The 14,725-nt window shown below is 38.4% G+C and carries 13 protein-coding genes; 10 read left to right on the top strand and 3 right to left on the bottom strand.

What is annotated here, in order from left to right; genetic code table 11:
• A complete protein-coding gene (gene pdxB, locus HMPREF2794_RS11045; protein ID WP_010536097.1) occupies nucleotides 1–1,050 on the bottom strand; it encodes a 4-phosphoerythronate dehydrogenase PdxB in 1,050 nt (349 codons plus the stop codon).
• A gap of 117 nt (nucleotides 1,051–1,167) precedes the next feature.
• On the opposite strand from pdxB, the gene HMPREF2794_RS11040 reads away from it, so the two are divergent.
• The 8 genes from HMPREF2794_RS11040 to HMPREF2794_RS11005 all read left to right on the top strand — a co-directional run bounded on the left by HMPREF2794_RS11040 (nucleotide 1,168) and on the right by HMPREF2794_RS11005 (nucleotide 10,343).
• Nucleotides 1,168–1,773, top strand: a complete 606-nt coding sequence (locus tag HMPREF2794_RS11040; RefSeq protein WP_055269332.1) for a DUF4254 domain-containing protein — start codon at nucleotides 1,168–1,170, stop codon at nucleotides 1,771–1,773.
• 3 nt (nucleotides 1,774–1,776) lie between these two features.
• Entirely contained in the window at nucleotides 1,777–2,808 is a 1,032-nt protein-coding gene (locus HMPREF2794_RS11035) for a glycosyltransferase family 9 protein (RefSeq protein ID WP_010536099.1), read from the top strand.
• Nucleotides 2,809–2,839: 31 nt separating this feature from the next.
• A complete protein-coding gene (locus HMPREF2794_RS11030; protein ID WP_010536100.1) occupies nucleotides 2,840–3,814 on the top strand; it encodes a glycosyl transferase family 90 in 975 nt (324 codons plus the stop codon).
• 40 nt (nucleotides 3,815–3,854) lie between these two features.
• Nucleotides 3,855–4,598 carry a BUD32 family EKC/KEOPS complex subunit gene (locus tag HMPREF2794_RS11025; RefSeq protein ID WP_029425198.1) on the top strand — a complete coding sequence of 248 codons (744 nt, stop codon included), beginning with the start codon at nucleotides 3,855–3,857 and terminating at the stop codon, nucleotides 4,596–4,598.
• A gap of 20 nt (nucleotides 4,599–4,618) precedes the next feature.
• Nucleotides 4,619–6,661 (top strand): glycosyltransferase family 2 protein, encoded by a 2,043-nt coding sequence (locus HMPREF2794_RS11020; RefSeq protein ID WP_070751522.1) that lies wholly within the window; start codon nucleotides 4,619–4,621, stop codon nucleotides 6,659–6,661.
• Between the two features lie 162 nt (nucleotides 6,662–6,823).
• Complete coding sequence (locus tag HMPREF2794_RS11015) at nucleotides 6,824–7,834, top strand: glycosyltransferase family 2 protein (protein WP_070751521.1); 1,011 nt, start codon at nucleotides 6,824–6,826, stop codon at nucleotides 7,832–7,834.
• Between the two features lies 1 nt (nucleotide 7,835).
• Nucleotides 7,836–9,077, top strand: a complete 1,242-nt coding sequence (locus HMPREF2794_RS11010) for a glycosyltransferase family 4 protein (RefSeq protein WP_010536104.1) — start codon at nucleotides 7,836–7,838, stop codon at nucleotides 9,075–9,077.
• Between the two features lie 24 nt (nucleotides 9,078–9,101).
• On the top strand, nucleotides 9,102–10,343 hold the full coding sequence (locus tag HMPREF2794_RS11005) for a glycosyltransferase family 4 protein (RefSeq protein WP_029425200.1): 1,242 nt from the start codon (nucleotides 9,102–9,104) through the stop codon (nucleotides 10,341–10,343).
• A 4-nt stretch (nucleotides 10,344–10,347) separates the two neighbouring features.
• Here the strand turns inward: HMPREF2794_RS11005 and HMPREF2794_RS11000 are convergent, their stop codons facing one another.
• Entirely contained in the window at nucleotides 10,348–11,589 is a 1,242-nt protein-coding gene (locus tag HMPREF2794_RS11000; RefSeq protein ID WP_010536106.1) for a glycosyltransferase, read from the bottom strand.
• A 132-nt stretch (nucleotides 11,590–11,721) separates the two neighbouring features.
• Here HMPREF2794_RS11000 and HMPREF2794_RS10995 point away from each other — a divergent pair, with 132 nt between their 5' ends.
• Nucleotides 11,722–12,711, top strand: a complete 990-nt coding sequence (locus tag HMPREF2794_RS10995; RefSeq protein ID WP_010536107.1) for a glycosyltransferase family 2 protein — start codon at nucleotides 11,722–11,724, stop codon at nucleotides 12,709–12,711.
• Nucleotides 12,701–13,690 (top strand): glycosyltransferase family 2 protein, encoded by a 990-nt coding sequence (locus HMPREF2794_RS10990; protein WP_010536108.1) that lies wholly within the window; start codon nucleotides 12,701–12,703, stop codon nucleotides 13,688–13,690. The genes HMPREF2794_RS10995 and HMPREF2794_RS10990 overlap by 11 nt, the downstream gene beginning before the upstream one ends.
• A 51-nt stretch (nucleotides 13,691–13,741) precedes the next feature.
• Here HMPREF2794_RS10990 and HMPREF2794_RS10985 read toward each other — a convergent pair whose 3' ends face one another.
• Nucleotides 13,742–14,722 (bottom strand): glycosyltransferase, encoded by a 981-nt coding sequence (locus tag HMPREF2794_RS10985; RefSeq protein ID WP_010536109.1) that lies wholly within the window; start codon nucleotides 14,720–14,722, stop codon nucleotides 13,742–13,744.
• Between the last annotated feature and the right edge of the window lie 3 nt (nucleotides 14,723–14,725).

Genomic DNA, 14,725 nt, shown 5'->3' with positions numbered 1-14,725 from the left:
TTAGGTATTACCTAATACCTGTATATATGCCTTTTCCTCTCTCCGCAATGGATAATCTCCCCGTAATGTTTCGAATAGTTCCGGTTGGGATTTTAACCGGTTGCTGTCTTCGGCGGGATTGTACATCTTCAGCAGAGCTTCTTCCCGGTCTTTGGCTTCGATGACAGGTGAGAGTGGGGCGGGAGGGTTAATCTCGTAAGTTGCATTCAGGTGGAAAAAACGGCAGATGGAGTCCAGTGACATTCGGGTTGCATTCGCTTTGCCATCGGCAGAGTATCCGGCAATATGCGGAGTACCTATAAGTACTTTATCCAGTAACTCGCGGTTGATTTCCGGTTCGTGTTCCCATACATCGATCACTGCGTCTGAGATTGTACCGTTGTCAATGGCTTCCAGCAGGGCATTTGTTTCGATCACTTCTCCCCTTGAAGTGTTGATGATAACAGGTTTCCGTTGGAGAGACCGGAAGAATTTCTCGTCTGCCAGATGGAACGTTTTATATTTCCCTTCTTTATATAAAGGTACGTGAAAGGTGATGATGTCACATTCTTTGGCTATTCTCTCTAGTGGAGTGAATGTTGTGCCCCCTTCTTTCTCTTCTCTGGGCAAATCATTCAGCAGTACACGCATGCCGAAATCCTGTGCTGCTTTGGCTACCTTGCTTCCTACATTACCTACACCGATAATGCCGATAGTCAGCTCGTCTAATTTTTTATTTTGAAGAGATTTCCAGACCAGAAGAGATGACTGTATATATTGAGCTACCGAAGCGGAATTGCATCCCGGAGCATTCGCCCACTCGATACCCGCCTGCTTGCAATATTCGGTGTCGATATGGTCGAACCCGATGGTTGCCGTAGCGATGAATTTTACTTTGCTGCCTTCCAGCAATTCCCGGTTGCAGTGAGTGCGGGTCCGGATGATGAGTGCGTCCGCATCCTGTATCAGTTCCCGTGTAAAATCCTTTCCCGGTGCGTAAATTACCTCGTCGGCAATTTTCTCTGCTGCCTCTTTTATATAAGGTATCTTATCGTCTATAATAATTTTCATATACAATTCCATTTTAGCTCAGACAAAGGTAAGAAATAAAAAAGTAAGAAACGGTTGCTTGTCTGAAAAATATTACATAGCTTTGTCCTATTATACATCTATTAGCTAGTTAAGATTATGACATTTAGTAACCTTTGCAATGATATTTTTTGGAAATCGACAACAGATTACCATGTGACGGATAGCGTAGATGCGCCGATGAACAATCCTTACGAGTTGAAGTCGATAGAGTATTACTTGTATCTGAAAAACTGGATTGATGCCGTACAATGGCATTTCGAAGATATTATCCGTGATCCTCAGATAGATCCGGTAGCAGCCGTAGCTTTAAAGAGAAGAATCGATAAATCCAATCAGGACCGTACGGATTTGGTTGAGTTGATCGACAGCTATTTCCTTGATCAATATAAGGATGTAAAGCCTTTGGCAGATGCTACAATCAATACAGAAAGTCCCGCCTGGGCAGTAGACCGTCTCTCTATTCTTGCTTTGAAAATTTACCACATGCAGCAGGAAGTGGAACGTACGGACACTACGGAAGAACATCGTGCACAATGCCAGACGAAACTGAGCATTCTGCTGGAACAACGGAAAGACCTTTCTTCAGCTATCGATCAGTTACTGTCTGATATCGAATCAGGGAAGAAATATATGAAAGTATACAAACAGATGAAGATGTATAATGACCCGGCATTGAATCCGGTGCTTTATGCAAAAAAATAACGAATGGCGCGTATTCTCATTATCCGTTTTTCAGCTCTTGGCGATGTAGCCATGACGATACCGGTAGTACATTCGCTGGCAGTGCAATATCCTCAACTTGAAATTACTGTGTTGAGTCGTGCTGTGTGGCAACCGCTTTTTCAGGGACTTCCTGCTAATGTGAGTTTTATCGGTGCTGATCTGACGGGTAAACATAAAGGACTGTGGGGGTTGAATACCCTTTATTCGGAACTGAAGGCAAAGCGTTTCGACTATGTGGCGGACTTTCATCATGTGCTTCGTACGAAATACTTGTGCCTGAGATTTCGGCTTGCTAATATACCTGTGGCATCTATATGCAAAGGTAGAGCGGGAAAAGAAAAATTGGTTCGCCGTCGGCATAAAGTTCTGGAGAACCAGAAAAGTTCTTTCCGCCGCTATGCCGATGTGCTGGAGAAACTGGGCTTTCCTGTATTACTGAACTTTTCTTCAATTTATGGAGACGGAAAAGGGAATTTTGCAGAGATAGAACCTGTTGCGGGTACAAAAGATAATTTGAAATGGATTGGTATAGCTCCTTTTGCCAAGCACGTAGGTAAGATTTATCCTATTGAGTTGCAGGAGCAGATAGTAGCCCATTTTGCCGCTGATCCGAAGGTGAAGGTTTTCCTTTTCGGAGGTGGTAAGAGTGAACAGGAAGTATTCGATAGTTGGGTGGCGAAATACCCTTCCGTCGTTTCCATGATTGGTAAGCTGAATATGCGTACCGAGCTGAATCTTATGAGCCATCTGGATGTGATGCTCTCGATGGATTCGGCAAATATGCATCTGGCTTCGCTGGTCAATATTCCGGTGATCTCTGTTTGGGGAGCTACTCATCCTTATGCCGGATTTATGGGATGGAAGCAATTGCCGGTCAATACAGTACAACTCGAACTGTCATGCCGCCCTTGCTCCGTATACGGACAGAAACCATGCTGGCGAGGCGATTATGCCTGCCTGAGAGAAATAAAACCCGAACAGGTAATAGCGAAGATTGAAGGAATAATCAATTAGGAGACAAATACTCCTGATATATGAAACAAGAATGAAGAATAAACTTTTATATAAGTTGCGTAGCGGGAAAAATCCTAAGTTCATTTACTATTCGGTAAATGCTCTCAGACTTATCATTCCGAAAGGTATTTTCCGGTTACGGTTACAAGGGAGGTTGTCTTCATTATCCCGTCGGAAGGACAAAGACTATATCGAACGTCGTGTTGACTATTACAATAAACTTTCCGGAACGGTGCCATTACCTTCCTCTGCTCCGCGTCTTTCAGAGCATAAGATGAGCAAGCAAAAAGTGTATTTCTTTGATACTTATCAATATACCCGTTGGTTTTCCGATCAGTTTCAGTGGGGCTTCTGTCCTGGTGATGTGACATTTGTCCCCGACTATCCCTCTATTGTGAAAAGCCGTCCTCTGACAGAGGATAATGCGAATTCGATTGTGATGAAACTGGATAAGGTTCGTCATTTTATATTTGTAGACGATAAGAAGGCTTTTACTGAGAAGAAAAATATGGTAATCTTTCGCGGAAAGGTAAAAGGAAAACCTTCCAGGAAGATGTTTATGGAGATGTATTTTCATCATCCGATGTGCGATTTGGGAGATGTCAGTAAAAATACGACCGACCCGGTAGAGTGGCGCACGGAGAAGAAAACGATTAATGAGCATTTGGATTATAAATTCATAATGGCTCTTGAAGGAATCGATGTGGCCAGCAACCTGAAATGGGTGATGTCATCGAATTCAATAGCAGTGATGCCTCGACCTACCTGTGAGACATGGTTTATGGAAGGCACGCTTATTCCCGATTATCATTATATTGAAATAAAGCCGGATTTCTCTGATTTGGAAGAACGGTTGAATTACTATATAGAGCATGTAGACGAATCATTGGAGATCATCAGACATGCTCATGAATATGTGTCGCAATTTAAAGATAAGAGAAGAGAAAATTTGATATCACTGCTTGTGTTGGATAAATATTTTAAGATGACCGGGCAAAAGAGTTGAGAGATGAAGAGAAGTATGACCATTCTTGTTTTTTCGTAAGATGAAGATAATGATTAACCCCAAATACGAATATCTGAGAGAATATGTAGAACGTATTCCTGAGGACTTTGAGACATTAGGAACGGTAATTCATTCCGGGCGGAATTTGATAAAGATGATCACGGTGGATGGATTGGATATTAACGTGAAACGGTATGCCATACCTCCGCTGATAAATAGGATTGCTTATGCTTTTTTTCGTCCGTCAAAAGGGAAGCGTGCTTTTGTTTATCCCGAGAAACTGCTGGAGAAAGGATTTGAAACCCCTTGTCCTATTGCATATATAGAAGAAACAAAGATGGGATTGATTGGTCATTCATATTTTATGAGCATACAATCTCCCTATCGATATAACTTTTGCCAGTTTGGCAATGCAGATATAGAAAGCTGTGCAGATGTAGTGACCGCTTTTGCGGAATTCACAGCGCGCTTGCATGAAGCCGGAATTTTACATTTGGACTATTCACCGGGAAATATCCTGTATGATAAGATAGGAGAAGAATATCATTTCTCACTGGTGGATATTAACAGAATGCATTTTGGTGAAGTGGATATTAAGAAAGGTTGTGCGAATTTTGCCCGTTTATGGGGGCAGACGCCCTTCTTTATCCTGTTGGGAAAAGAATATGCCCGTTCGAGAAAGATGGATGAGGAAGAATGTGTGCGTTTGATTCTGCATTACAGAAAGAAATTCTGGAACAGATACCGACGCAGACATCAGGTTTGGTTTCAGTTGGATATTTAATGGCTAAAGGAGGATAATTAATGATAGTTGTTTTTGAAAATAATGTTATTTGCCCGGATAGCAAAGTACAGGACTACTTGCTGGCTCATCATGCAGATCTGGAAGAAATGCCGGATGAGGATTATGAATTATGCCTGGTCCGTTTGCATAAGGAGGAAAACGTTCATAACGCTGTTCGTATGGATTTGACCCTTTGGAAGGAAATCTCGAGAGAACTTTATTGGGCTGAGGGAGAGATGGAGTGCAATTATTCTATTATCCGTTTTAGCCGGAAAGCTGCTCCTTTGCAGATGTCAGTCGTGTTGTCAACTTGTAATCAGCCTGCATGGCTGGAGAAGGTGTTGTGGGGATATGAAGCCCAGGATACTAAAAGCTTTGAATTGATTGTGGCCGATGATGGTTCGCGAAAAGAAACCTATGATATGTTACAGAGGGTAACTCCGCAATTGACTTTTCGGGTAAAGCATGTATGGCACGAAGATAAGGGATTCCGTAAATGTGATATCCTGAATAAGGGGATACAGGCTGCACAAACAGATTATCTGCTTTTTAGTGATGGTGATTGTATTCCGCGTAAAGATTTCGTATCAACTCATCTGCGTCTTCGCCGCAAAGGACGTTTCCTGTCCGGCGGATATCATAAGTTGAGTATGGATTTGTCGAAAGATCTTACGAAAGATGATATATTATCCGGCAGATGTTTTGACCTGCAATGGATGAGAGGAAAAGGAATGCCTGCTTCTTTTAAAAATAATAAACTGACTGCTACAGGATTTAAAAGATGGCTGTTAAACACATTTACACCTACCAAAGCAAGCTGGAACGGACATAATGCTTCCGGTTGGCTAAACGATATTCTGGCAGTGAATGGTTTTGACGAGCGCATGCAATACGGTGGACAAGATCGTGAATTTGGAGAGCGTCTGGAGAATTATGGGATTCATGGTATGCAGATACGTTATTCTACCGTATGTCTTCATCTGGACCACGCAAGGGGGTATAAAACGAAAGAATCCATCCAGAAGAACCGTGATATAAGGAAGCATACCCGTAGTGCAAAAGTGAAATGGGCCTCTTTGGGTATTGTGAAGGGTGAGTTACGAGGTAAAACAGTTGAGGCGAACAGTTATTACGACCGCTATACACGGGAAGAGGAGAAACTGGTCTCCTATAAAGAAAAAGGAGGTTTTTATCGGCATATATATTCCTTGCCTTGCAGATGGAGAAGGGCAAAATACCACGATAAGGTCGTTCGTGTCTACCAACAGGGTTTTGATGCTCCGGCATTATTGAATAACTCGGAAGTCATAGTTTCATTGACGACATTTCCTCCTCGTATTTCTCAACTTCACTTGGTGTTGAAGTCAATTCTGTGGCAGACATATGTTCCCGCAGATATAATTGTGTGGTTGTCAGAACAGGAGTTTCCCGGACGGTTGAACGATCTGCCGGAAGAACTCAGAAAACTGACAGCTAATGGAGTGAAATTTAAATTTGTACCTGAGAATTTCCGTTCTCATAAAAAGTATTATTATGTTTTTCGGGAATACCCGGATCATAAAGTGATTACAGTAGATGATGATCTGATTTACCCCCGAAATACGATTGAGCGTTTGCTTTCTTTGTCATATCAGTATCCGGACACGGTTTGCGGAAATGTTATCCGGAAAATTCGTATGGATGGGAATACTTTTTCGGTGTATAGAAAATGGCCGAAGGTGTTTATGATGCCGGTGAATAGCTCTTTGCAGAATGTAGCCATTGGATGCGGAGGAATTTATTATCCTTCCCGTTGGTATGGAGAGGAGCTGTTCGACTGGAAAATAATCAGTGAACATTGCCCGTTTGCGGATGATTTGTGGTTGAAAGCGAATGAATTAAAGAGGCGGATCAATGTGACGGGAGGCGGAGAATTTTATCCCCGACCGATAGAATTGCCGCAAACACAGAATAATAGCTTACAAAAGAAAAATAACGGGAAAATTAACCTGAATGATAAACAGTGGAAATCTTTGAATGAACTTTGGAAACTAGACGAATTATACTGTATAAATGGCAAATAAGAGGTAATTGTTTGATTTGAGAGTGTTTAGATTGTATTATCGAATCACAGAAGAGTGTGAAATTTATTTAAATTTGAGGGTAGTTTTGCAGTATTCCTTGTTATATAGCATTCTATATAGAAGGGGCTGCAGTAAAAATAAAAAGTTGACAAGTAGAATAATATGAATGCTAATATCTCTGGACCATTGATTAGTCTTATAGTGCCTGTTTATAATGTAAAGGACTATTTGAGGACTTGTCTGCAATCTATACTGGAGCAGACCTATAAGAACCTTGAGATTATCTTAGTTGATGATGGTTCTGACGACGGCTCCTCCAGTATTTGTGATGAGTTTGCGCGTATGGATCAGCGCATTAAGACTATTCATTTACCTCATAGTGGGGTGAGTGCTGCCCGTAATGCCGGTTTGGCTGCAGCTACGGGAGAACTCTTGGGCTTTGTAGACAGTGATGACTGGATTGATCATGATATGTATCAGTATCTTTACACATTGATGGTAGAGCATGATGCGGATGTCTCTGCTTGTACTTATCTCCTTGAGCAAGAAGGAAGGCCCTCCAAGATAATCAACAATACCGGTAAGTTGCATATCTTTTCCAAGAAGGAAATTATACGTGCTTTGGTGAAGAATGACTTGGTAAAGAACTATTTATGGGCGAAACTTTTTAAACGTAAATTGTTTGACCGCCTTTCATTCCCTGTCGGACGAGTTTATGAAGACGTGGCGGTATTATATAAAGTATTCTATAGCTCTCAGAAAGTGGTATTGAGTTGTGTCTCTAAATACCATTATATGATTCATAAGAATGAGAGTATTACTCGTGGAGGTTATGACCCGGTAAAGGAATATCATTATTTCCTGAGTCTTTATGAGCAGGATAAGTTTATTCAGAATGCAGAGCTTGGAGACGAATCTTCTGTTGGTGTACTTAAGAGAGGTATTCATTTGGTTAACCACACTTTATTGTGTCCTCCATCACCGGCTTTTGAAGATATAATAGATGAAACAATGCTGAAAATGCGCGAATATCGTCATATTACTCCTTGGCAATTAGGCCCGAGTATGTCAATCAAACGATATTTTATGTGTAAACACTTCGGTTTCTATAGAATGCTATATCGTGGTTATCGTGCTATATTCAAGAGAAAGCACAAATTGTTGATTGACTAGAATGACTAAGGAAAAGATAGCTTTTGTAGTAGTTCGTTATGGAAAAGATATAAACGGGGGTGCTGAATATCATTGTCGTATGCTGGCAGAAAGGCTTGTGAATGATTATGATGTTGAAGTATTAACTACGTGCGTCAAGAATTATGTTACCGGTGAAAATGAATACCCTGAAGGAAAAGAAACTTTGAATGGTGTTTTGGTACGTCGATTCTATTCGGACCCTGTTGAGCCGGACTTACATAAGAGCTATGTGCGACAAGCGGCTCCGGCAAAGAAGTGGAGACACTTTCTGTATAGATGTCGTCTTTTGAAACCATTGTCCTATGTGAAGCCAATTTGGCATTATAAAGAGGAAGAAGAAATAAAAGCTTTGAATAGTCAGGTCTTTTATTCATCCTCGATGTATACCTTTATAAGAGAAAACAAAGCTTTTTATAAAGCATTCATTCCACTTTCTTTTTTTCCTCACACCTATTATACTGCGATGTATGCACCGGAGAAAACGATCCTTATTCCTACCATGCATAATAACGGTTCTTCTTTTCGTTCTATTATTACATCTGTTTTTTCTAAGGTTGCATATATTGGGTTTAATATAGAAGCAGAACAGAAGTTAGTCGAGAATATCGTTGGAAAACCTTTAGCTGCTAATGGTATTATTAGTGTAGGTATAGAGAAGACGAAGGCTGCTGATTGGAAGCAAACAAAGGTAAAATATAATTTGCCGGAGGACTATCTACTGTATGTTGGGAGAATCGATGCTATAAAGTTGAATAATATTGTTGATTACTTTTTAGGCTACAAGAAGAAATATATAGCTTCCCGGTTGAAGCTGGTTTTGGTTGGAGGTATCTTTGGCAAGACAGTTGAACATCCGGATATAATTTATACAGGTTTTGTTGGTGATGCGGAGAAAGTTGCTATCCAGTTGAATGCTAAAGTAATTGTGAATCCTTCGAAGTATGAAAGCTTGTCGCTCATTTTACTTGAAACAATGAGTGAGGGTAAGGCGATGTTAGTCAATGGGCAGTGTAATGTTCTGAAAGAACATTGTGTGAAGAGTGATTATGCGGCTTTATACTATATGAATCGGCGGGATTTTGTGCGAAAGCTACGATGTCTGGAGGAGTCTGAAGTATTGCGTCAACAGATGGGAGAGAAAGGGCGTCGTTATGTTCAGGAAAATTATGATTGGAAGATAATTATAGGACGAATGAGAAGTGCGATTCAAGCGCTCTCGTAGATGGAATATAATATTAGAAAAGCTATGCAGAAAGAAAAGGTTGCTTTTGTTGTTGTCAGGTATGGCAAAAATATAAATGGTGGCGCAGAATATCATTGTCAGATGTTGGCTGAGCGACTGGTGGAAGATTATGACGTGGAAGTGCTTACTACCTGTGTCAGAGATGTTGCAACAGGCGAGAATACATATCCGGAAGGCACGGAAGAATGGAATAAAGTGTTGGTCCGTCGTTTTAGAACAAATCCAATCCAGCACGAAAAAGAGCGTTGTTTCGCGAAAAAGGCTAAACCTGCAAGAAAGTTACGTCAGTTCCTTTTTAAATTAGGAATCTTGAAATATTTGTCTTATTTGTTTCCTGTGTGGTCTTATAAAAATGATCTGGAAGTACAGGCAATGAATAGCGATAAGTTCTATTCATCCGCATTGAACGAGTATATTCGTGAACATGTAGATGAATATAAAGCATTTATAGCGATGTCTTCTGATTATGTCACTTTTTATTATACTGCATTGTATGCAGGTAGAAAAACGATAGCTATTCCTACAATGCATAATATGGGTATTTCTTTCCGTTCAGTATTAACCTCTGCTTTTTCAAAGATAGCTTATGTTGGTTTTAATACTGGAGAGGAACAGAGACTTGCTGAAAATATCTTGGGCAAGGCTCTGGGAGCTCATGGAATATTGAGTGTAGGAATAGAGGAGTCTTTATCCGCAGATTGGGCGCTGACAAAAGAAAAGTTTCAATTACCAGAGAGATATTTGTTATATATTGGCCGTATTACTCCTAAAAAGATTCATCGTTTACTTACCTATTTTGTGAATTATAAGAAGAAATATTCAGATTCAACATTAAGATTAGTATTGGTAGGAGGACTGGCTATGGAGCGATTTGAGCATCCTGATATTATATATACAGGTTTTGTCAGTGATGAAGAGAAAATGTCAATTCTACAGCATGCCGAAATTGTAGTGAATCCTTCTCGTTATGAAAGCCTTTCTTTAATACTTTTAGAGGCTATGAGCCAAAAGAAACCAATGCTTGTAAACGGACATTGTAAGGTATTGAAAGAACATTGTTTAAAAAGTGATTTTGCTTCTTTCTATTATATGAATAAGCGTGGGTTTAATCAAGCGCTTCGACGGATTGAACAATCGGAAGATTTGAGAGAGGAGATGGGAGAAAAAGGTGCATCTTATGTGAAATCGAATTATGATTGGACTTTGATTATGGGGCGCTTAAAGCAAGCTATCAAGAGCATCTAAATCTTTATATATTTTCGATAACTTGCTTTAGTTTATTCATTATTATGTTCCAGTCGTAATTACTGTTAACATAAGAGTATCCTTTTTCTCCCATCTCTAATCTAAGATTGGTAGAAGAGTCTAGCGTATGAAGTTTATCAATAAAACTTTTTTCATTAGTGTAGTATAGAGCAGCATTATTACTTTTATTGCAATGTTCTTTCAATACATTGCAATTGCCATTGACCAACATCGCTTTTTTTAAAGCCATTGCTTCCAGTAATATGAGCGATAGGCTTTCATACAGTGATGGGTTGATTACAATCTTTGCGTGTTGAATGATTGATGTCTTTTCTTGTTCTTCAACAAAATTAGTATATATGATATCCGGATGATTGAAAGGATCACTATATTGTTTGCCTACAAGAACAAACTTTAAGTCAGAATTAGGATATGCCTTTTTGTAGTTGAGGAAATAAGTATACACATTGTTAAGTTTGCCTTGGTCTACTCTCCCTACATAGAGCATATATTCATCCGGAAGATTGTACTTTTCTTGGGTCACTGTCCACTCTGCTGGAGCACTTAGCTCTATCCCTACGCTTACAATACTGTGGGGTGCCATGTGCATGCCAAATATTTTTCTTGCTAGTTTTTGTTCTGCTGTTGTGTTGAAAGCGATGTAGGCTGCCTTTGTAAAGACTTGTGTCAAGGTTGAGCGAAATGCAGTTTTGTGATAATGCATTGTAGGGATTACAATAGTCTTTTCTGGTGCATATAAAGTTGTGTAATATACATGGGAATAATCTATTGTAATAGGGATGATTGCTTTGTAATTATCTTTATTTTCTTTTATGAAATTGAAGAGAGCCGGAGAATGGAAAACTTGGCTGCTGAGTGCTTCTAGTTCTTCTTTTTCTTTGAAATGCCAAACAGGGAAAAAGTAAGAAGCCATAGCTAGAAAGTGACATTTGTATAAAAAACGTCTTAATTTATAAGCCGGTTTGGCTTTCTTTTTATAAAAGTTTTCAAGTTCAGGATGAGTGGGATTAGTTTTAAAACGGCGAACAGTGACTTTATTGATAATCTCTTTTTCCTTAAACTCAATATTCTCTCCAGTTCTATAATTATCTACACAAGTAGTTAGAACCTCAACGTTATAATCATTGGTAAGCCTTTCGGCTAGCATTCTACAATGATACTCTGCTCCTCCATTGATATTTAATCCGTAACGTACAACAACAAATGCTATATTTTCCTTACTCATATTAATATAATAAGCTTTCCGGCAAAGATACGATTATTAATGATAACCTGGGAACTTAAAATCTGGTTTTTATTTTACTGATAATACTATATTCTCTATCTTTGTGCGTAAGTTTATTAATGGAGAGCATGCATGGAGAATAATTATTTGATAAGTGTGATTGTACCTGTACATAATACAGTTAATTATTTGCGAAAATGTATTGAATCTATACGAAATCAATCTTTAGAAAATATAGAGATAATTCTAGTAGATAATTTATCAACTGATGGATCTTCTGAGGTATGTGATGAATATGCAAGTATGGATACTCGGGTAAAAGTAATCCATCTTTCGGTAGCTAATGCATCTGTAGCTCGTAATGCCGGCATTGATGTGGCTTCTGCTCCATATATAGGGTTTATAGACAGTGATGATTATATTGACGCCAATATGTATGAGGAATTGCTTGCTGCAATTAGTTCATATGGTGTTGATTTGGTATATTCCAATTTTCAGATTGAACATGATGACGGGCATATAGACTCTTTTGAACCTAATAGTGGCATGATCTGTGAAAGATCTTCGAAGGAGGTGGTGTATGATATGATGTGTGATCGATTGAATAGTTCTTGTTGTACGAAACTCTTTAAGAAGACACTTTTTTCTTCGTTAAAATTTCCTACACATAACATGTATGAAGATCGTCTTATTTTGCATCAGTGGATATTAGAATCTGAAAAAGTAGTGTGGATTGATAAGGCATTTTATCATTATGTAAAAAGAGACTCTAGTATTTGCCATGTTATTTCACCATTACAACGGTATCATTTCTTTTTAGCACAATTTTGCCGCTTGGAGTTTATTAATAATAATCTATTGTTCGATACGGAAGAACAATATAATATGAAAACATCCCTTGTTAAGAGCTGCTTAAGGACTTTTAAAGAGATGCGTTCTTTTCCTTTTAGCGAAAGTCGTGCCTATGTTGTTGATATGAAGAATAATTTGAAGAAATTAATTCCTCTGCCTAAAAAGGAACTTGATATTAAATGTTATAAACGGCTGAGAAAGATTGTTTATTTTTGGCCTATTTATTATTGGATACATTTTAAACTTAAAAAGACAAATAGTGGAGAATAAGTGTTTGGTTAGTATAATAGTGCCTGTTCATAATACCGCTGATTATTTGCATAAATGTATTGAATCATTACGTAGTCAGACATTACAGCAGATTGAAATAATTTTGGTTGATAATTTATCTGTTGATGGTTCCTCTGAGATATGTGATGAATATGCGAAAATTGACAAACGTATTAAAGTGCTTCATCTTTCTATAGCTGGGCTCTCTATTGCCCGTAATGCTGGCATGCGTATAGCTTCTGCTCCTTACATTGGTTTTGTTGACAGTGACGACTATGTTGAACCTGCAATGTTTGAGAAAATGTTGGATGCAATGGTACAAAGTGATGCGGAAATTGCATATTGTAATTTTCTTCTTGAATATGAATTTAAACCAAACGAGTCTCCTTACCGGAATTCTGGAGATATTGTTATTCGAGATCCAAAGAATGTATTACAAGATATGATGATGGAAAAAGTTAGTTGTTCTGCTTGTACAAAGCTTTATAAGAGTGACTTTTTGACATCATTACAATTCCCGGAGGGGAAAAATTATGAGGACAGGCTTGTAATGTATGAATGGGTTGCTCTATGCAAGAAAGTTGTATGGGTAGATAGTCCTTTTTATCATTATGTAGAACGACAAACAAGTATATGTCACACGATGTCTCCTATGAATCTTTATCATTATTTTTTAGCAGAATATGCCCGTATGAGGTTCATGGAGAAATATTCTCTATTTGAAGAAGAAGATCTTTTTAAAATTAGGACTAGGTTGATAGGGACTTGTCTTACAATATTTAAGGAGATACTTTTGAAGGTGAATTTGAGAGAATTCAAAGAACCTGTCAAGGATATGAGGCAGAAAATGAAAGAGATAGCTGCATTGCCTGAAGGTACATATGAATTGAAGTATCGTAGGAGGGCAAGAAAAATAGCTTATCATTGGCATTTGTACTACTTGACTCATTTCCTACTTAAAAAAGGTGGAGATTCGTGAATAGAAAAAAGGGATATTTACTTAATATCCCACTAAATATTTTTCTCCTTTTTACTTCCTTTTGTTTCCTTTTATATTGAGCCATTTTTCTAGTCTTAATTGAATGAATCTGAGATGGAATCGGCGGACTCTTCTTCGCATACGTGCGGATACATAGCTAGGATTAATGAGTTTTGAATAGTGTCTGGCCTTTTTATACATGCCCAGATACATAAATTTATCGTATAGATCATAATAAAAGCAACTGAGGGATCGTAAGTATGGCTCTGTTAATGGAGTATTAAATTTATGGATATAAAATGCGGTTATATCAATGGTCGATAATATGAACCTTTCATATTTCTGTATATCATTAGAATGACTTGCTGACTCTTCTAAGACACGGTATACGGTAGTGCTTTCCGGAAGATACTTTATTTTGTAATAATATGATATCCATAGCCACATAGGATAGTCTCCCATTAGCCAGTTTTTGCTCTTAGGTTCCACTTCTTTCAAGTACTCCATTACTAAGGAACTGCGTATACAAGTAGTAAGAGTTGGAATACAATTTCCGGATAATAACTCTATATAACCCTTATATTCCCGTCCAATAATATCTTCTTCTATTTTGCCTTCCTTTTGGTTATATACCTTGCTGGTAGTATATATCATGCCGTAGTCAGGATTTTTTTCTAGAAAATCGATTTGTTTCTGAAGTTTTAATGGGTCAATCCAATAATCGTCTCCTTCGCATATTGCAATATACTTTCCTCTGACCCGTGAGCATTGGTATTTGGCAAAGATATCTTCTTTCTTTGAATATTTGTTTTCCTTCTGATATATGGGTCTTATGACTTGAGGGTGATTATGCTCGTACTCGCGAATAATATCAGGAGTATTATCTGTGGATGCATCATCATGGATTAGAATTTCAAATGGAAAATTTGTCTTTTGCATTAGAAAACCATCTAAACACTGGGATATATATAATCCATGATTATATGTACTACAAATTATACTTACTAATGGAGTATTTGCTATATCTTTCATTCA

This window comes from Bacteroides sp. HMSC067B03, assembly GCF_001811315.1.
GTDB lineage: Bacteria > Bacteroidota > Bacteroidia > Bacteroidales > Bacteroidaceae > Bacteroides > Bacteroides faecis.
The sequence above is the reverse complement of the archived record's forward strand: the minus strand, read 5'-3'. Positions and strand labels throughout refer to the sequence as shown.